General features: G+C 58.8%; 20 protein-coding genes. 19 read left to right on the top strand and 1 reads right to left on the bottom strand.

Translation table 11 applies throughout. The features are described from left to right. The 19 genes from NUW23_08795 to NUW23_08705 all read left to right on the top strand — a co-directional run. Positions 1-1,102, top strand: a 1,102-nt coding sequence (locus NUW23_08795; protein ID MCR4426268.1) for a hypothetical protein, incomplete at its 5' end; no start/stop codon positions are given. Positions 1,103-2,052: 950 nt separating this feature from the next. Further along, entirely contained in the window at positions 2,053-2,475 is a 423-nt protein-coding gene (locus NUW23_08790; GenBank protein ID MCR4426267.1) for a hypothetical protein, read from the top strand. Continuing rightward, positions 2,453-3,796 (top strand): DnaB-like helicase C-terminal domain-containing protein, encoded by a 1,344-nt coding sequence (locus NUW23_08785; protein MCR4426266.1) that lies wholly within the window; start codon positions 2,453-2,455, stop codon positions 3,794-3,796. Before NUW23_08790 ends, NUW23_08785 begins: the two co-directional genes overlap by 23 nt. Continuing rightward, positions 3,747-4,577 carry an HNH endonuclease gene (locus NUW23_08780; GenBank protein MCR4426265.1) on the top strand — a complete coding sequence of 277 codons (831 nt, stop codon included), beginning with the start codon at positions 3,747-3,749 and terminating at the stop codon, positions 4,575-4,577. Before NUW23_08785 ends, NUW23_08780 begins: the two co-directional genes overlap by 50 nt. Next, positions 4,517-5,359 carry a hypothetical protein gene (locus NUW23_08775; GenBank protein MCR4426264.1) on the top strand — a complete coding sequence of 281 codons (843 nt, stop codon included), beginning with the start codon at positions 4,517-4,519 and terminating at the stop codon, positions 5,357-5,359. Before NUW23_08780 ends, NUW23_08775 begins: the two co-directional genes overlap by 61 nt. A 310-nt stretch (positions 5,360-5,669) precedes the next feature. Continuing rightward, positions 5,670-5,825, top strand: a complete 156-nt coding sequence (locus NUW23_08770) for a hypothetical protein (GenBank protein ID MCR4426263.1) — start codon at positions 5,670-5,672, stop codon at positions 5,823-5,825. Positions 5,826-5,909: 84 nt separating this feature from the next. Next, positions 5,910-6,497: a prepilin peptidase gene (locus tag NUW23_08765; GenBank protein ID MCR4426262.1), complete on the top strand. Its 588-nt coding sequence runs from the start codon at positions 5,910-5,912 to the stop codon at positions 6,495-6,497. 153 nt (positions 6,498-6,650) lie between these two features. Beyond that, complete coding sequence (locus tag NUW23_08760; GenBank protein MCR4426261.1) at positions 6,651-6,956, top strand: hypothetical protein; 306 nt, start codon at positions 6,651-6,653, stop codon at positions 6,954-6,956. 79 nt (positions 6,957-7,035) lie between these two features. Then, entirely contained in the window at positions 7,036-7,410 is a 375-nt protein-coding gene (locus tag NUW23_08755) for a hypothetical protein (GenBank protein MCR4426260.1), read from the top strand. Beyond that, on the top strand, positions 7,407-7,703 hold the full coding sequence (locus tag NUW23_08750; protein MCR4426259.1) for a PrgI family protein: 297 nt from the start codon (positions 7,407-7,409) through the stop codon (positions 7,701-7,703). The genes NUW23_08755 and NUW23_08750 overlap by 4 nt, the downstream gene beginning before the upstream one ends. A gap of 65 nt (positions 7,704-7,768) precedes the next feature. After that, entirely contained in the window at positions 7,769-8,845 is a 1,077-nt protein-coding gene (locus tag NUW23_08745) for a hypothetical protein (protein MCR4426258.1), read from the top strand. A 13-nt stretch (positions 8,846-8,858) separates the two neighbouring features. Further along, positions 8,859-9,647 carry a CAP domain-containing protein gene (locus tag NUW23_08740; GenBank protein ID MCR4426257.1) on the top strand — a complete coding sequence of 263 codons (789 nt, stop codon included), beginning with the start codon at positions 8,859-8,861 and terminating at the stop codon, positions 9,645-9,647. An 84-nt stretch (positions 9,648-9,731) separates the two neighbouring features. Next, positions 9,732-10,478 carry a hypothetical protein gene (locus NUW23_08735; protein ID MCR4426256.1) on the top strand — a complete coding sequence of 249 codons (747 nt, stop codon included), beginning with the start codon at positions 9,732-9,734 and terminating at the stop codon, positions 10,476-10,478. Then, complete coding sequence (locus NUW23_08730; protein ID MCR4426255.1) at positions 10,450-12,300, top strand: ATP-binding protein; 1,851 nt, start codon at positions 10,450-10,452, stop codon at positions 12,298-12,300. Before NUW23_08735 ends, NUW23_08730 begins: the two co-directional genes overlap by 29 nt. A gap of 59 nt (positions 12,301-12,359) precedes the next feature. Beyond that, complete coding sequence (locus tag NUW23_08725) at positions 12,360-13,703, top strand: AAA family ATPase (GenBank protein ID MCR4426254.1); 1,344 nt, start codon at positions 12,360-12,362, stop codon at positions 13,701-13,703. Between the two features lie 2 nt (positions 13,704-13,705). Continuing rightward, complete coding sequence (locus NUW23_08720) at positions 13,706-15,520, top strand: hypothetical protein (GenBank protein MCR4426253.1); 1,815 nt, start codon at positions 13,706-13,708, stop codon at positions 15,518-15,520. 85 nt (positions 15,521-15,605) lie between these two features. Continuing rightward, on the top strand, positions 15,606-16,838 hold the full coding sequence (locus NUW23_08715) for a M23 family metallopeptidase (protein MCR4426252.1): 1,233 nt from the start codon (positions 15,606-15,608) through the stop codon (positions 16,836-16,838). Further along, positions 16,835-18,190: a hypothetical protein gene (locus tag NUW23_08710; protein MCR4426251.1), complete on the top strand. Its 1,356-nt coding sequence runs from the start codon at positions 16,835-16,837 to the stop codon at positions 18,188-18,190. Before NUW23_08715 ends, NUW23_08710 begins: the two co-directional genes overlap by 4 nt. Before the next feature lie 24 nt (positions 18,191-18,214). Continuing rightward, complete coding sequence (locus NUW23_08705) at positions 18,215-18,541, top strand: hypothetical protein (GenBank protein MCR4426250.1); 327 nt, start codon at positions 18,215-18,217, stop codon at positions 18,539-18,541. A gap of 27 nt (positions 18,542-18,568) precedes the next feature. Here NUW23_08705 and NUW23_08700 read toward each other — a convergent pair. After that, a partial coding sequence (locus NUW23_08700; protein MCR4426249.1) for a transposase occupies positions 18,569-18,852 on the bottom strand: 284 nt, incomplete at its 5' end.

Raw genomic sequence — 18,852 nt, 5'->3', positions numbered from 1 at the left:
CTACAACCCGGGGGCGAAGATAAGAGATGCCTTGAGGGCGGCTTCGCCCTCGTTGACTGCGAGGGAAAAGGGTGAGATCCGGGCTTGGCAGCGGGCTCTTGAGTCACTGAAGTGGCCCGACAGGGACGGGCCGGGAAGGGGTCGGCGCGGACACCATCTGTGGATTCCCGAACTGGGCAACAGCATGCACGTTGTCGAGAGGTATGGGGCCTCCAGAGAAAACTCCGGGACGAGCGCTGCGTCTCTGGTCGAACTATACACAATGGAACCCGAGGACGTGCGGAATGTCTGCGGTCTTGCGAACCTGAAGAGCGGATGGCTGCGCCGCGGCCAGGGCGAAATCGCGAGGTATTATGGCCGCGTGCTGACGAAGGACACGCCCGAGGTGGAAGAGATACGCGGTCTCACATTTGCCGGTCCGGCTCCGAAGAAAGCGCGCCGGCTGGTTTTGAGTTCGCGGGCCGATATCGTCAAAGGGCTCGCGATGGCCTCCAGAGCCAGGAAAACAGGTGGAGCCGCCCCCCTACTGAGGATAGAGGACCCCCGGGTTCGGGGGATCTGCCAAGACGTTATTGAGACTTCATTTGATGAAATGGAGCCCAACGTGTTCCATGGAAACACCGCGGACGCTGTGCAGACCTTCCTGAGGATGTTCCGTAGCCGCGCATCCGACATCTGCCAAGCTATGGCGGGGTCTGGCAGCGCTCTGTTTGCTCTCAGGGAAGGCCCGCGAGGGTGCCTCGGAACTACGGAGACCCTTGTGCAGATAGTCTCCGACGAGCGCCCGAAGGCAAGGGCGGTGCGGGGCATTGTGCGGGCGACCAACTGGAGGCGGAACGAGGTCCTCCTGCAAAGCGAGGAAGGCTCGCGATGGACCGCGGTTGACCGGACTCGAATCAACCGTATGGGTGTGAAGTGGGAGACGGAAGGCATCCGGCTCATACAACGAGGAGATGTGGTGTCCATCCGTGGCGCTGTGGCGACTCTGGTTGCGCTGGCCAAGGAGAGGGGTCTACTCCTGACGCCAATATCCGAGGACCTACATAGACGGCTCCTGAGATGCACCGGAATTGTGCGGGTGCGGGGCGCGACAGTAGCCTGAACCACGTATCGGCCAAGATAGAAGAGGAATCTGGTACGCGCGTACCGGCTGAAGACAGACCACCTCGATGGAGCGGCAAGTATTGAAACCCCGATGGAGAGGCGACTAGACCGGCTACTCGGTATCCCCCCGAATAGTCCACCAAAACGAAGGGGCCTGGGTCGTCGCGTCGCCGGGACGCCCCAGTAACTGGAAACGCAGCCTCTTTCAAATGACCGGTATACTTCCGGTCATTTGTGTTTCACATTCATAGGAGGGACGGCATGACGACCCCTGAACTTGACTGCGCCATCAAGAGTCGGCTCTACGGGCTTTACGGACGGACGGTAGTGCAACAAGGCATCACTCCGGTACCAATGGCTCTGTTTCGCCACCAACGGAGGCTGGGCCTCACACTGCAAGAGATCGCCCTTGTCTGCCACCTGCTTTCCTATCGGTGGACGTCGGATCAAGATCCTCATCCCTCGATGGAACGGTTGAGTGAGTTGACGGGCATCAGCCGCAAGACTCTGCGAACCTACACGGACAGCCTCGTTAAGAAAGGTCTATTGACTGTGGACGAGCGATACACCGATGGCGGCGGCCGAGCGACCAATGCCTACGATCTTACTGGACTCTTTACTGCGTTGGAGAGAGTCATGACGGGCGATGCCGCTGAACCGCAATCGGAAGCTGGCTGCGCAAGCAGACTCCCTGGATGTGTCCCTGGTTCAACATGTACCGGGGGGCAGGTTCAAAACGTACCCGGGGGGGTTCAAAATGTACCGGGGGTGGAACCCCATGCATCCGGCGGTGGTACCCCGCGTGACCAGTGGGCCGGAAGCCCGTGTAGCCGGGGGAGAGGTACCACGGGGTTCCGTGAAGTGGATAGGAAACAAGTGGATCAAGAACAAGTAAGAGAAACCGCGCAAGGCGCTCCATCAAAACCACCGACAGCAAGAGACCTCATTGTGGCTCTGACAGAAAGACTCCACGCCATTGAGGGAGTTGACAAGCTCCAGGGGAACTACCCGTTGGTTGGGAGGGCAGTGAAGGAGTACGGATATGACACGGTGCTCCGTGCCATTGAGGACCTCGAATTCGAAGCCGTCGGCAGAAAGCGTCTAAACGTTTCCCCATGGTCCAACGCGGAACTACGTCGCGCCTTCTTCGCGCGGTGCAAGTGGAATCACCGGCCATCAATGCGTGGGCCCAAAACCCAAGGGGGGCGAACCACAGGGAAGGACCCCAATCTCGACGACCTCTTTGAACTGGGCCCCGATGGTAGACTCATCGCGCACTACGGAGGCGTTCCCAAGGGAGTCAGAATCGTTGGATCAACGATGTATACCGCTTCGCGGAGAGGAGGAGATGAGCTGCTTGACGCAGGCTGAAAACCTGAACGCGGAGAAGGCCCTGTTGACCGCCGCCGCATCAAGCGCGGCGGCTTTGGCCTTCCTGCGATACCGCCTCCAGGCGAAGGATTTCTCTGATGAGCGGAACCGGGCCATCTGGAAAACACTGAACGCCACGGGGAAGCTTCCCGAGGAGTTTGAGCCGGCCGTCGATGTTCCCCAGTTCGAGGACTTGGGCGACCTGTATCGCAAGGTCAAGGCAGAGTCCGGCTTGCGAGAAGCGAGGCGCCTTTGCGAGAGCGCCTTACGAGCGCTCCAGCGCAATCCGCGGATTCAGCCGGAAAAATTCCTCGAGAGATTCGTTCAGTCCGCGGCAAAGATCATTGTGCCTGGCGACGCCAGTCCGGTAAAGTCCCCCGAGGAGTGGTTAGAGGGCGCGTTCAAGGCGATCAACGCGCGCCACGGCGGGGGTCCAATGATCCTCGACCTCGGTCTCGAGAGGTTGACTCGCGCCGTGTCGGCGGAGCCAGGACATCTCATTCTTCTGGCCGCCGAGACGGGCAAGGGCAAGACGGCCACAGCACTCAACATCGCGTCGCATCTCGGGGTCGTCCAGGGCACCCCGACTCTCTACATCAATACAGAGATGTCGTGGGAGGAGCTGGCCATTAGGCTGTACGCGATGCTGGGAGATGCGAACCTGCTCGCCCTGAGAACCGGAACCGCGACCGACTCGGATATGAAGAAGGTCGAACATGTCCGAAACACGCGCAACGTCGGGAATGCGCTCTACATCTCTGACGCGATGCCCTGGCTTTCCCACGGCGAAATGGAGGCCCTTGCCAGAGAGTATGCGGCCCTCGTCGGTGTGAAGGCCCTCGTGGTTGATTACATTCAGCGACTGGATATCGAGCATCCCGAAGAAGAGTCATGGGAATTGCTTCTGCGTGCGTGCAAGAGACTGAAGAGTCTGGCGCAGGAACTCTCCATGTTCGTCATCGTGCTTGCCCAGCTCGCCGAGCCAGATCGCCTGGCGGGCTCGAGAGGCATGCTTCGGGAGGCCGATGTCGCCCTATTCATCGAGGAAGAAAGCGATCAGAGCCAGGCCAGTACCCATAGGATAAGGGTGGTGAAGGCGAGACACTCACCTTCAGGAGGGGTAATACGTCTCTACCTTGATCGGGCGTCGCTGAAGATGTACGAAGTCTCGACCCTCGACGAATTGGGGGAGGGACAACCTGACTCCAAGGGCGAGCGCAGAAGGCGGAGGAAAAGGAGGTCGACAGGATCGCATGCTGGAGAAACCGGTGATGATTCGCAGCCCGAAGACAATCCAGGAATGCAGGAAAGCATACTGTGAGCTGTGCGGTTCGCCAGCTCAAGGCGACCCCGACCATATCCGGGCCAGGAGCCTCGGTGGAGCGGACATTAGGGAGAACCAGATCCAATTGTGCGGCAAGTGCCACAGAGCAAAGCACGATGGCAGACTTTCTATCGGTCTTCTGGTTGCCATAGTGGCCAGACGTGAGGGGCTCACCACCGAGGAAGTCTGCGTTCGCATCGGATTGGCGCTATCGGATGCTCCTTTCGAGCCGCCTCAGTATTATCGGGATCTTGTTCCCTTGTCCTTGGAAGAGATCTATCAGCGGGTAGCCACCGAGATGGAGGATCAAGATGACTCGCGGTGGGAGATGGGCCGCCTCCTGGCGTACCTCCTCCGGGTGAGGAGGCTCAAAAGCGCGTCCATCGCTTCGGCTCTCGGGTGTTCCTCCGCCCAGGTTCGCGAGATCGCCAAGACCTTCGAGGCGTTTCCCGAGGAGCATCTTCGCGCAAAGGATTTGAGCTGGTATCATCATAGGCTGGCTGCAAAGACCGACGCTCCAGCCGATTGGATCGACAAGGCCGTAACCAACGGGTGGTCAACGAGAGAATTGGGCGATGCAATCAAGAGAGAGAAGGCCGCGGATGCCAAGACAGGTGTAGAAGGGGCAGTTCGCCTCCCACCTTCGGACCTCCCGCGAGTCAAGAGTCTCTTGGATTCCGTTGTCAGGGTCAAAGAATCTGGAGGTGAAGCCTGGACGTGGCTGAAGGAGAAACTACTCGAGATGCTCGCGGAGGAAAAGGCGCAGAGGGCGGCCTAACGCTCCTTCCGGTGTGCTTTCCCATAAGGCTCCGCCCGGACGCCGCGCTCTTCGCGCGGGCCCGGCGAAGTCTGCAAAGCACTATTGAGACGATTCTCGACTATCTCCCCGGGGATGTCGCCGGTGTCGTAGCGATGGGCGAGCGCCTGATCCCTGCTGACGAATACATGCGCAGTTCTTATTCCGTGTGGGCAATGGTCGCCAACTATATTGCCGAGGCAGACGACGCGCGGGGCGAGAGGTTCTTACTTCCGCCGGGACTTTATGGCCTGAGACGACCGAGGCACCCGGTCTGGTTAGTGCTCCCCGGCCTTTTACCCATCGAGGGCGCACCGGAGCGGGACAGGTGCCTCGTCTCCCTGGCGCCCGGAGGGATCGAGGCGGTTGTCGGAGCACTTGCTGAAGAGCTTGGCTGTCAAGACCAGGAGATCCTGGGAATGGGGCAAGGGCTGATCACGCGGCCGTGGCTCCCACACTTCATCGACAGAGCCGCCGCGGACGAGATCGCGGACCTTCTGCGAAAAGGGGTAGATGCGCCCAGGAAATTCCCCAAGCCTCTCGACGAAAGCGTATACTGCGCGGCCTCTTGGCCGGACGGCATTCAGATTAGCGAGCCGGCCGCGGCTTGCGCGCAGATTCACCGGGCGATCCAAGCGGGAAGGAATACTCCGGCTGAAACGCTCAGAAAGCTTCGGGAAGCAGGCTGGACGGTGAGTGTGTCTGCGCAACGGCACCTCCGTGTTGCTCCAGGGCGGAAGACCGTCGCGCGAAAAGGGAAGTAGGCATTGACGGAAGACAAGGCGCAGATGCTCTCTGCGCCTTGTGTGTCTGTTGGGGAGGTGCGAAGGTGTCGCATGGCCCAAGTGTCGCAGATACGATGGCCCGGTACATGCCACACTCCGGGCTGGCGAATGAACTAGAGGCGATGCTCGCCGCGACAAACAAACCCGGTGTAACGTCGGGATAGAGACTCGCGCAAGGCGCACACGGGTGAGTCACGATTACAACATCCCGAAATCGCAAGATGGAAGAAACGCATCTCCTCTGCCGTGGTTCAGAGGTTGGCCGTCTGAAGAAAGGAGGGATGCCATCTTGCTGGAGCTTCTTACGAGACCCCTTTCAATAAGAGAGATGATCCTCACCGGTGCCCTAACCATCGCCGTCCCCACGGTAGTCATTCTTGTGATGTCTCTGTTCCCCGCAGGGTCGAAGTTTCTCAGAGAAGTGCTCGGGGCAAGAGTCGACTAATTCATCTCGCTCGGACGGTACGGGCGTACCGGCCAAGCACCGGGCGCCTTACTCAAGAGACAGCGGGCAAGGGGGAATTCATCGATGCTCCTAACATCCTTCGCTTTGTATGTGTCGGCCCTAGCGGGATTTGCATGCGGATGGCGCCTGAAAAGAGACGAGGCCAAAGTTCACCGGACATGCCTTGGCGCCTGCATTTCGATGTTATGCGCGTTCATTCTCTGTCGCAACGGATTGAGTATGGAGTACATCCCTCTGCTGTTTTGTCTTTCCGGTTGCTCGACGGCAGACCTCATCGCGTTTGAGATACCCGACGGGTTTGTACTGCTCGGGCTCCTTTCGGGGTTGGTGGTGCGATCTCTAAAGGCCGGGATACTGCCCGTGCTGCTATGGGGTCTATTGGGGCTCCTCGTCGGGGTCGCGCTGGTGTTGATTGGCGACTCATTGTATGGAGACTGGAGTTTTGGCATGGGTGACGCAAAGGCATTGGGCATGCTCGGGATCTGGCTTGGATCCGATTGGCTCGACATGTTTTTCGCAGCCGTCATAGGGCTAGGTCTCTGGGGCCTGCTGGTTGTGCTGAAAAACGGTCTCGAGGCGCGCCGGGAAGTCACCCCGTTCTTCCCGTTTCTGGCCGTCGCCTCAGTCTCTGCCCTCGCTGGCCTTTGGTGACCGAGTTGCGGACGGAGAGCGTTGTTCGTGCGTGGCGGAGGGCGTGCCGAGCGCCTTCGTTGATGGGGCGCGCAAAACGCCGGACTATCCTTCAAGGTCTGAAATCCGGGACGATTCAAGTCGTCGCGAATTGCGGGGTCTTAACGGAAGGCTTTGACCAGCCTTCCATTGACTGACTGTATAGTGTTGGCAAGGCCGATGAAATCCCAGAGTCTGTACATCCAGCAAGCGGGAAGGGGGCTGAGACCATATCTGTCCAGGCGTTACTGCCTCGTCATTGATGTCGCCGATCTCGCGGAACGGCACCGTCTTGTACAGCTGGCCGCCGCAGATGAGTATCTGCTGGTCATGCTCGAAAGGCCTCGCGAGACAGAGTGGATGCATAGGAAACCCGTAGCGTTTGAATGGGCCTACGGCATCGCAGAAAACAGGGCCACTTACCGGAGCCGAGGCGGGTGAATTGGTAACACAGGCTGTCTGGGGAAAGCGATGCGGCGGTTACGACACGAAGCCTGAAACAAGGAGGGGAAATGAGATAATGTGGAAATTCGGTTTTAAGCGGGCCATACTGGTGGTTCTGGTTCTTGCGACACTTGTCGGGATAGTGGGTATTGCATTCGCCGAGGACCTGGAGCCGGACCCGGAGACCGGGGATCCGGGCCTGCCGGCGGACAAGAAAGGGTTCCAGAAGATCATCACCCTTGCTCAGAAGGTGTTGAACTTCCTCATGGCGGCCGGCGGCATCTGGGTTGTGGGGTCATTGGCTTTGAACGGCTGGAGGCTCGCCTCTCCGAGCCCCAGGACCCGGATGGAAGGGATGGAGGGACTGAAGTTCGCTCTCATCGGGGCCTTCATCACGTTTGGCGCGTACGTGATCGCAACTTGGCTCCGGGGCCTGGTGGTGGGCTTGTGAGGGTGTACAAGGTCCCGATTGTTCTCACCGAGGAGCCCAAGATCATAGGAGGCAAGGTGTCCCTTCGGCAGGCAGCTCACATTGGTCTCGGGCTGTTCAGCGGTATTGCGGCGGTGCAAGCCTTGGTGCCTCGAGTAGGCGAAGTCGCGTATCCCGTGGGGTTGATCTGTCTGGCCACAGGCTGTGCCCTGGGCCTAGTGAGGCTCTCAAAGCACGACCTGGATCTCGACTACTACCTTCTGCTCTGGTTGAGACACAAGATGTCCCCAAAAGAATACCCATACGGCTGCTAGAGAAGCCCCCCTGGATTACCAGGGGGGCTTCGTCAATTCATAGAAATCGGAAGGGGGTGGCACCGGTGAAAGGCACGGCGCTCGTCGTTGTGGTCGCCCTGCTGGTAGTCATCGTCGCTCAGCCAGCGGAAGGGTCGGCAAAGACAATAATAACGGAACACAGGCTCGAAGATGGGAGAAGACTGACAGTCCCGTATTACGTTATCGGCCCCGAATCTGTCTATGTTGAAACGGTAACCAAGACAACCCGCATCGTTGGGGATTGTCTTGCCCCTTCTTCGCTTGAGCAATCAACGAGGGAATCTGGGCAGACGGTTAGCCTGCTGAACAGGGCGATAAACACGACCCAGCTATTCATCAGGGGATTCGCCGATGTGGTCGACGCGACATGGGACGCCACGGTTTCGGGGGAGGCTAACCTCCGGGACCCTGCGGCCCGATACGAGTTCTGGAAGGAACGAGGCATTTACGAAAAGTATACTGCAAGAGAAAGACAATTCTTGAATCGCGTTGTGCAACCGGCTATAGGAGTAGTGCTTGCGGGAGCCGCGGCGGCGGGAGTACGTCTGGCGGCGGCCGCAATTGCCGCGGGTACGTCCTTCGGTTTTGCTCCAGTGGCCGTTACTCTGGGGTTGGGGTGGCTGATTGTGACCGGCTACAAGGCCTACAGGGTATTGAAACACAAGGCGGAGGTAGTGAAGCAGCGCCCGCTGCGCCCGTATGGGCGGTACCAACATGCTCTACTGGGCACATGTCTTGTTGCCGCAGCCGGCGCTGGAGCCTCTGCGATGAGCGTGTTGCACGGTACGCATTTGTCCACAGCCATCCTATCGTCAACCGCCAAGGACGTGGTGGCGGCGATAGGCCTGAACGATGCAACGGTGCCCTTTGCAAGCAAGGCCCTGGCCCTTCGCAACGTTATTGCATCTGAAGGATCCAAAGCCGCTCTCAAAATTGCCGGCGCCGGCGTGACAGGAGCCGCTCTCATGTACGCTGGTTCTGCGGGAATGGTAAGCCTCGTCAACATGTGGGGCATACCCGAGGAGAGAACAACCACCGAAACCGAGACGAATAAGCGCAGCGCAACTCTTCACGAGTGGGGGACCGCCGAGGTCAAGATGTGGTTCGGTCTGACCAAGTAAAAGGGGTGAAGCGGTGAGGAAGGGTTTGTTCATAGGCATGGTTATCGCCGTGCTGCTGTGTGGGTCGCGCGTAAGTGGCGACGATGTGTCCAGCATTGCCGAGAAGGGCTTCTCGTCTCTAGCGGAATGGCGCGAGAAGTCACTCTTACCGTGGTGCGAGAAGACCGTCATTCCCTGGTGCAAGGAGGCCGTCATTCCCGCCGTTCAGAAGGCGATAGACTCCTTGTTCGGAGAGATAGTCGGGCCGGGTCCGGCAAACCCGCAACCGTCGGCAGTCCAGACGCAAACGCCCCAGCAATCCGTTGCTCAACAGCGGATTGAACTCACGGAGGCCGTCAAGGAAGAGGCCCGCTTGCGTATGCTGGAACTGGTGAACGCTGAGAGAGCCAAAGTCGGAGCTAAGCCGCTCCAGTATCACAGGGGAGCCGAGCGTGTCGCCACCCTTAGGGGTGAGGATATGGTGAGGAGGAACTACTTCGGCCATATTCCTCCAGACGAGACGCTCGCAGACCATTACGGCGATAAAGGAATGAACTATGTGGCCATACTGAGGCGAGAGGGGATAGATGACGACTTCGGCATATCAGGCGAAAACTGCGCCGGAGGCAGCAAGGCCCAACCCGGCTTCATTGAGGAGGCGCACGAGAGCCTGATGAACAGCCCGGGGCACAGAGGAAACATCTTGAATCCTGAGTACACACACCTGGGCATCGGCATTGTCAAGGGCTATTCGAACAACGAAGGTCCATTGTTCGAAGATGGCTACACCGTAGTCCAAATCTTCCTCGGCAAGCCACGGTAAGCCATGAACGAAGAAGTAGCAGAGAATCCACCCGGCCCGCCAGGTGGGCCTGGCGGGCCTTTCTTTTTTAGGGAGGTGCCTGCATTGGGAATATGGATAGGGGCCGCGGGCCTATTGCTTACGTATTTCGCGGCCCTTTACCTTGGGAAGGTCCGGAAGCGAATGAAGGCCGGAGGGGCCAGGGGGCATCGACAGAGAAGGGGGCCGTCCGCCCAAGAATTCATGGGCATTGAGGACATTCAGAACGGCATCCTCATTCTCCCCGGCGGGCGGTACCGATTGATACTGGAGGTTCTCGGCACTCTCAACTTCTATCTCTTGACCCCCGAAGAACAGAACACGGTCGAGGATCTTTTCAGGAGTTGTTTGGCGTCCATTTCCTTCCCCATTCAGTTCTGTGTGCAGACCCGCAAGCTCGACCTCAGCGCCCAGATCGAGGGCCTCAAGCGGGCGACCAGAGACCAAGAGTCTCCTCATCTCCGGCAGTATAGGGAACGGTTCGTCAACCATCTTTCCACTGACTGGATGAGGCGGCGGAACGTCCTGACCCGCAGAACCTATGTGGTGATACCTTATGACGGCCCTGGTGGCTTTGAGGAAGCTCAACAGGAGCTCTGGCGCCGAAAGGAACTGATTGAGGCGACTCTTAGAAGGTGGCTCGGGACCCGGGTTCTATCCAGCGAAGACATCGTTGAGATCCTCTACGTTCTCTACAATAAGGAGCGCGCCAACACCGCAAAGATAGAAGATGCCGTCGAGTACGGCTACCTTGAGCCGTATGTCAGGGGGGTGAGCCTGAGAGATGTTCGGGAACTTGAGGAAGCGAGCTAGCAACAAGCGGGGAGCGGAATACAGCAGAGACTTTACTTTTGCCGGCGGGACTCGCGACTTGAGAGATCTGGTCGCTCCCGACGGGTTCCTTGTGTCCCCGTCGCACATTCAGATAGGCTCGGGACGATTCGTCCGCTCCTATGCCGTCAGCATGCTCCCGTCGGAAGTGATGGTGGGTTGGCTTGACGGGCTTTACAACGTGGGTGACGTGGATATATCCTTCCACATTGTCCCCGGCGAGAACCGGGCTGTTGTCGAAGAGCTCAGCAACAAGTTGGCGATGTTGGACGCACAGAACATGCTTGACGAGAAGAACGGCGATTACCGCTTCATCCCGCTTCGGGCAGCGGAGGGCACCGACATCAACCAGTTGAGGCTGGATATTCAGACGAACCGGAACAAGATGATGTATGTGTCGATCCTCTTCACGGTAGCGGCCGACAACATCGAGCAACTGGAGAAAAAGGCGAGGCTACTCGAATCCGTGCTGGCCGGCAGCGCGGTCCATGTACGCCAGGCCTTCCTGAGGCAGCCGGAGGGGTTGCGGAGCGTGTCTCCCATTGGAGACATCCAGCTAACCAGAGTCTATCGGAACCTGGACCTGGGGGCCTCGACTACCTTGATGCCCTTCCTTGGCTCCGATCTTACCCACGAGAATGGGGTCCTGCTGGGGATCAATGAAACCACCGGAGGCCCGGTATTCTACAACGCCTTCGCGGGACCTCCATTGCTCACAAACCCGCACATGGCACTGATAGCCACGTCAGGGGCGGGAAAGACGACCCTCGTGAAGATGATGTCGGCCAGGTCAGCGCTACTTGGAATTCGGACGGTGTTTGTCGACCCCGAGGGAGAATACGGCAGCCTAGTCCGCGGGGCCGGTGGCGTGTATATCAGGCTTGTGCCCGGCGGCAAGGTCTACCTGAACCCTTTCGAGATTGAGGCGGACGAGCAGGAAGGGCGCCAGTTCGTTAATGTCCTGGACAAGATCGCCGATCTCAAGGGGCTCGTGGCTGTCATGGTGGAAGGCGCCGGCGAGAAGATCAAGCCGGAGGAAATCGCGATAGTCGAGGAGGTCGTAGCGGAAGAATACGCCTCCCGAGGCATTGATGACAACCCAGGCAACCTCTACGTCGAGGAGACGGGGCTGAAAGACGGCGTGTACGTTTCGCGCAAGGTCAAGAAACGGATGCCTACTCTGAGCTCGTTCTATTCGCGACTTCAGACCAAGGGCGAGGTCGCTGAACGCCTCTTGCTACTTCTGAAGCCCTACCTTGCCGGAGGGAGCATGGGCCTCTTTGACGGCGAGTCGGACATCAATCTGAAGGACGCGCCGTTCGTGGCGTTCGATGTGTCGAAGCTCGAAGAGAGGTTCTTGCGACCATTCGCCATGTACGTGGTGCTCGGGTGGATCTGGGAGGAATTCGTGAAAGCTGACAGAAAAGCGAGAAAACGGGTCGTGGTGGACGAGGCTTGGACGATGATGAAGTACAAGCAGACGGCGGACTTTCTCGAGACCATGGCGCGTAGAGCTAGGAAGTACGGAACAAGCCTTTGTGTGTCCACCCAGAACTTCATGGAGTTTGCCTCGTCAAACCAGGGGCTCGCCGTCATTACCAACCTCGATTCGCTGATCCTGATGCAACAGAACCCCAAAGAACTCGATACTGTAAGTGAGGTGTTCAGGCTGTCCGCAAAACAACGTGATTTCCTGAGGACTGCCGGCGTTGGCCAGGCGCTTCTCAGGGCCGGCAGGCAAGCTGTGGCGTTCACGGCGGAGGTAGCGCCCTTCGAGTGGGAATTCCTGAAGGGCGTGGCATAGCACCCGTAGGTATGGGCGCATTTGGTAAGGTATAGAAATGAGGACTGCCAGTGCCCCAAATGACTGCGGAATGGGAAGCATACAGAAAGCAGTGCCGCGCTGTCGACAACGCGCGGCGTTGGCTGCTATGCCTCACGCTGATGAGGGTGGCGGGAATCCCGTACATCATCCATCGCTTCCTTGTGCTCAACGATCTGGTTACGGGGCCCTTAAAGGACAATCAAGTTGCTGTTGGCTGTGCAGTGGCAACCTTTGCCTTGGGGGTAATAAGCCTTGCCGGAACCTATACCAGCGCGGGGCCGTTCATGGCGTTTGGATTGGAGACACTCTTGGCTCTGGACCTGCAATATCACACCCAACTGACAGCGCGATGGGGTGCGTCTGTGTACTGGACTCTCTTTTCGGTCTACCTCCTGATTTGGGGAGTCGTTGCGCTGTTCGTTGTGTTCAAGGGTGACATGTTCTGGAACAAGGTGGATTTCACTGAGCGCATCGGGCTCAACATTGGCAAGGCGATGGCTGAGTTTAATTGTCGGTATGAGGCATACCTGCAGGAGCAGGAGTCTCAGGGGAAGGAACAACGGTTGAGAGCAGCAACACAGTCTTCGTCGACCTCGAAAAGGGCGAAGAAAACCGAGTGGGAGCAGCGAGTCAAGAATCCCCGTGCATTTGACGACCTAGTCGGGGTAGATCACGCGATTCAGGCCATAAAGGATGCCCTAGAGCTACCGGTGTTGCACCCGGAGATGTGTAAGCGATACAACGTGGTTCCACCCAAGGGGATCATTCTCTACGGTCCCCCTGGAACGGGGAAGACATCGCTCGCGCGGGCGACCGCTGAGTATTTCGGCTGCGCCTTCAGAGCTGTGAAGGCCAGCGAATTGATGGCTCCCCTTGTCGGGGAAAGCGAAAAGGCCTTGCGGGAGCTGTTCGAGTGGGCGAGGCAGAACAAGCCCAGTATTCTGTTCTTCGACGAGTTCGACGCCATAGGCAGGAAGAGGGATGGCATGCACTTGAATCGGCCGAGCGACCTGAGCGTGAATATCCTCCTGGCCGAACTCGACGGCTTCGACAGTAATGAGGGCGTGTTCGTCATCGCGGCAACTAACAAGGTCGAGCTGCTCGACGAGGCCCTGGTCAGGCCCGGCAGGTTTGACCGCCACCTTGAGGTGGGGCTTCCCGACGAGTCTGCGAGAGAGAAACTCTTCAAAGTGTACTTGCTCGGGAAGAAAAGGCCGCTCAGCGCCGACATTGATTTCAAGGTTCTCGCGCAACGAACGGAGGGGAAGGCGCCGGCCGACATCGCCGACATGTGCAACGCGGCGGCGACCCGGGCTGCGAAGGAGGAACTCAACGGACGCAAGACAGGGATCACAATGGTCGATATTCTCGGAGGTGGGTAACCGTGTTTCGGAATAGACGCAGGGCAGCTCTGCTTGCCTTGATCCTTGTAGCTGCGCTGCTGCCTGGGTTGCCCCAAGCAGCAGTTGCTTCTGGCGACGAAGGAGGAGCCGGCGAAAGGAAGGGTTTCTGGACAAGGGTCTACGAGACGCTGTTTGGGCCGCAGACGGTCAGCAACAACACGTTCACTCGAGTCGTGGCCATGCCCATAGAAGGGGCTGCTTCAGCGATCCTGAGCCTTCCAGGTGTAAGCCGGATGGACCAACTCGTCTTTGGCCGCGACAAATACGGAGGAGAATCGCCAGTAGGGAACACGTTCTCAAAACAGGAATGGGACAAGATCCTGATGCCCATGTACAAGGGGATGTTTCTTCTGGGCACAATCCCTGCCCTGATCAGCATCATCACCATCATTGGAGGCTTCCGGATGCTGAAGGGGTCGCTAAACCCTGGGAAGATGGTTGCGCTGCAAGAGTCGGCCTGGAATACCTTGACGGCCATAGTCTTCGTATGCTCCGGGCCGTTCTTGCTCTGGTTTCTCCTCGAGCTGAACACCGGCCTAGTGAGCGCGATAGAGGGGCTGATAGCAAAGGTATCCGGAAGACCAACAGTTGATGCGATCTATTGGACAGGGCAAGGCCTTCTGGGCGCCATTGACAGCGGCAGCCCGTTGATAGACGGGATAGCAAAGCTCATATTTGCGGGTATCACGCTTCAGTTCAACATGTTGTACCTTCTCAGGAAGTGGATGCTCGCTATAATGCTGCTTCTCGCGCCCATCGCCGGGTGGAGCTGGATATCTAAGGGCACTCGTACGCCAATGTTGCTGCTACTCTCAGAGATGGCAAGCAACGCCTTGACTCCCGCGGCTCATGCGCTGGTCTTCGGCTTCTACGCCGTCATGTTGAAGGCGGACGCCGTAGGCATGTTCCGGGAGTGGTGGGCAAAGCTTGCAGCCTTGTTCTTCATACTACCGCTGGGAGCGCTTGTGAAGCGAATGATCACGGGCTGGCTCGACATCCTCGGGGTAAAGGAGGAAAAGGTGGCAGGCATGGCCGCCGGCGCTATTGGGAGCATGGTGACCATTGGGACAATAATCACCTCGATGGGGGCCAAGCGCGCCGCCAGTCCGTACATGCGGAGCATAGCGCAGAACTCGATAAGACCCGGAGGCCCTAAAGATGATGGTGACGGCGGGCCGGTGCCTGTTGGCTACCCTGGCATGGGGGGAAACGCCAATCCCCTTGTAAGAGCAGGTTATACGGCTGGACAAGCCCTCGGGAGTATGTTGTCCAAGACCTCGGGGGCCTCCACAACGGCGTCAACTGTGTCGTCGGCGGGCGGTTCTGAAAAGTGGCTCTCGCACGCGCGTAAAGCCGGGGAAGCGCTGGGGCGGCTGGCGTCTGGGGCTGCCAGCGGAAAGTTGGCAAGTCCTGCTGCAGTTATAGGCGCGGGAGAGCCTGTAGTACATGTCCGGGGCGCAGCTCCAGATGGGATGGTGGTCACGGAGGGGCCGGGGGCGAAGAAGGGGAGCTGGGTCAAAGTTGTCGGCGGAGTCCTTGGGCGGGGAACCCTAAAAGGGACCTACGCGGCGGGGACGGTAGTGGGGATAGGAATGGGACTTGGCAGCCGGGCCTCCGAGGTGGGGGAGATCAGTGAACAGGTAGTCTACCGTAGTGCGCTGGCGGTCTACGGCGGGGCACGGGTTGTTTGCGGCGGTCTTGCGGCTGCCAGAGCGAGGGCTCACGTGGCTAAGGGCGGCATTGATAGGGCCATCAAGTGGAACAAGGCAGGGCAGGTGGAGCCTAGCACGGCATAGAGGCGCGACATTCGTCAAGGCAACGGCGGCGGGCGGCGAGGGTTTTCCTGTCGCCCCTTCTTTTCTTATGTGGGAGGGGAACGGTATGTCGGAAGACATGATGGCGCAGATGGAGCAAGGATCCTATGGCAGGAGCGGGAGGATCGCGCAATACGCGCTCTGCCGTCTCCTCCGTGCCGCTGCAAAGTGGCTCGCCAACGCCGTGTTGCCCGTTATGACGGTTCCCCTTGCAATAGCCCTTGTTTGCTTCTTGGGAGTCAGTCTCTTCATGGCGTGGACATTCGGCGCCGCTCCTATTGACGCCCAGAACCTGCCCGAGAGAGCGCTCTACGAGAAGAGCGCTCAGGAATACTTTCCGGAAGTGATTGCCCCTGACGCGGAAGAGGAGCGGCACAGGGTCCCGTGGGGGCTGCTATATGCCATCGATCATGTGGCGGGCACCATTGAAGGCGGAGACATTGAGTTTCATGGCAATGAAAGCGCCCTTGCGCTAAGGCCGGATTTTGAGTATAGGGACTCGACGGTCATCCATGAGAAAAGGATCGAGAAGGACGACGGAACCACAGAGGTAGTCCGGACTGAGACCCCCGTAAGGCTCTTGGCCAGAGCCCACACCTACAAAGGTGTCTACACCTACTCGTACCGGTGGGTCACAGAGCGAGACGAGGGCGTCCGCACAATGCGCGAGGTGCAAGACGGTTGGGACTTCCGCGGGGACACGAGCAAACTGGAGGCGCTTTTGAGGGAACGCCTTGACGAAGAGCCGTCCCCCGAGCTTGTGATGATGGTCGACAAGGCTGGCGAAGCCTTCACAAGCGGCCAAGAGAGCATGGAGTGGCTAGTCGACGAAGAGGAAATGTGGATTACCGAAGCCATGGGAAACAATTGGGAGAGCGCTCTCCCCCCAGCGGAAGGCGAGTTCGTCTGGCCAGTCAGCGCGCCTATGACATCATCGTTCGGGAACCGCCCACATCCTATCTTTAGGATGACTCGGTTTCATGCGGGCATTGATTTCGGCGTAAAGCCGGGTACGCCGGTCAGGTGTACGAACGACGGTGTGGTTCGGTACGCCGGAAGAGCGGGAGGCTACGGGCTGCTCGTTGCGGTGGACCACGGCGGAGGGATAGTTAGTCTCTACGGCCACAACCTGACGGCCCTTGTCGGGGCCGGAGATTCTGTTGAACGGGGGCAAGTCATTTGCCTGTCCGGGGATTCCGGGGCGAGTACTGGGCCACACCTGCACTTCGAGATCAGGAGCAGGGGCAAGCCTGTCGACCCAATCGAGATAGTAGCGAACGGGGGTGAATCAAGGCTGTGAGACTGCTACTGTGCAGCGGGGATAGACAGCTGGATGCGTTTGTTCGAGCGAAGATGCCGGACAGCGTAATCGGAGAAGTGTACTACAGAGAAGCTGTCCGTGAGTCATACCTCCGATTCCGGGGAGACACGCTGCTGCTGGCCACGGGACTGGTTGGGGCGCTGGATATGAAGGACCTCGTGTTTGCCGCCAGGATGGATGGCCTCCGCGTCGTCTACCTCGTAGGGGAACCGGAACGAGCGACGAGTCTGCCGTACGATCTGCTTGCGATGGGTGTGTATGATCTCCTCTTCAGTCCAATAAACGCAGAAGACATTATCCTCCGACTGAAGGATCCCGCTGGGTTTCCACAAGCCGCCGCGAGCCTGAGGGTGCAGGCTCCTCAGGGCGGGAACCTGCTGCAATCCCTGGTAAAGAAGATCGATGAAGCCAGGGAGCAGTCGCAGCGGAAGGCCCTCTCGGGCGAAGACATCTCGGCGGCGCAAAAGGACGTGGAAGATGCGAGGGCCCCTTCCCGTGAACGAAGACTATCTTCGGCGAAATCGCTGCGCTCTAGAGAGAAAAGGTCAGGCTGCCGGCCAAGAGATGAGGCGTTGAAGGCCTTCCAGCCGGGATACCCAATACTGCCGGTGTGGTCGCCGGCGCCGGCCGGGAAGACGTTCGTGGCCACCAATCTGGCCTGGGTTTTGAGTCTCTCTGGCCCCGCGGCGTTGGTTGACCTGGACAAAAAGCAGGCGGTGCGGGACTGGCTTCTCATTCCGGAAAAGGAGGAGTCACTGCTCCGGGCTCTTCGCGAGAGCGGCGACGGGTTACCCGATCCTGCGCAAGTCGGAGATTTGAAGGTGTACTGTTACGATCCGGCCGTGGGCAAAGCGAGGTTAACTCAATCGGCGATAGCGAGGCTCTTCTCTTCGGGCGCACTGTCGCCTGGGCCGGTAGTAATAGATATGCCTGCGGATGCGCGGGAGATGGAAGAGTGGGGCTACGATCTCCTGAGAGCGACCCGATGCTGTGTTATCGTGGGAGACCCTGATTGGTCCCACAGCGCAGCGGCGAGGAGGGCAATAGATTGGGCGACAAAGGAAGGCATTTGCCCTGTGCCCGTGCTGAACCGCTATGCGGTCGTCCACGGAGTACCGGGCTGGAGTATGGAGGAAGTCCTGGACGGGAAGCCGGCGGCGATGTTCGAGGCCAGGGATGGGCTCGTGTACAGCTCGATTGCGACCGGCAAGCCTGCGGTCGTGCTGGATCCTGAGTGGAAAAGCAGGTTTGACGAACTGGCCGTGTGGGCGCTGACGGTCTTCAGCAAGGCTCAGGCAAGAGCCGGGGCCGCACCTTCTGGTGCGGCCTAACTAATGAGAGGGAGGCATCACTCCGTGAACATGAAAAGGATCGCACGAATATGTGTGTTGGCGTGTTTCGCGATTATCGTTGTCTCAACATCCGGTTGTGGGCGCAGCTTCACCCTGGAGAAACAGCTTGTAGGGATATGTAAGAAGTACACCGAGGACTTGGCAAACAAGAACGCCGATGAAGTGGCTTCGGTATTGACAGGCGACGCTCTCGAAGCCTGGAGGATGGTTGGGCCGATGCTTCTTGAGACGAACATGACAACGACAATCAAGAATTTCGAGGGCAAGGTGGGCCAGATGAACAGAGCTAAAGACCGCGCCGAGGTCGATCAAGTCCGGTTTTCGGTGTAAAATCCCTCCGGTAGCTGACGGTCGAAGTCAGGCTGCATGGTCCTCCGCGTCGCTCATTGCGCCGGCATCTTCATCTGTGGGGCCGGCTCTCCATCGCCAGTACTGTTCCATATCGAAGTACCGGTGACCGGTAGACCAGGCCTCGTCTATCTCAATGAGCACTGCCCCGATCAGCCGCAGTGCTGAGTCCTCGTTCGGGAAGATACGGATGACTCGCTCCCGCCTGCGGACTTCCTGGTTGAGCCTCTCGACGCCGTTGGTGGTCCTCAGGCGCCGGCGGTGATGAGCCTGCCTGAGCAATACCGCCGGCG

The organism is Bacillota bacterium, assembly GCA_024655925.1.
Taxonomy (GTDB): Bacteria; Bacillota; DTU025; order DTU025; family JANLFS01; genus JANLFS01.
The sequence above is the reverse complement of the archived record's forward strand: the minus strand, read 5'-3'. Positions and strand labels throughout refer to the sequence as shown.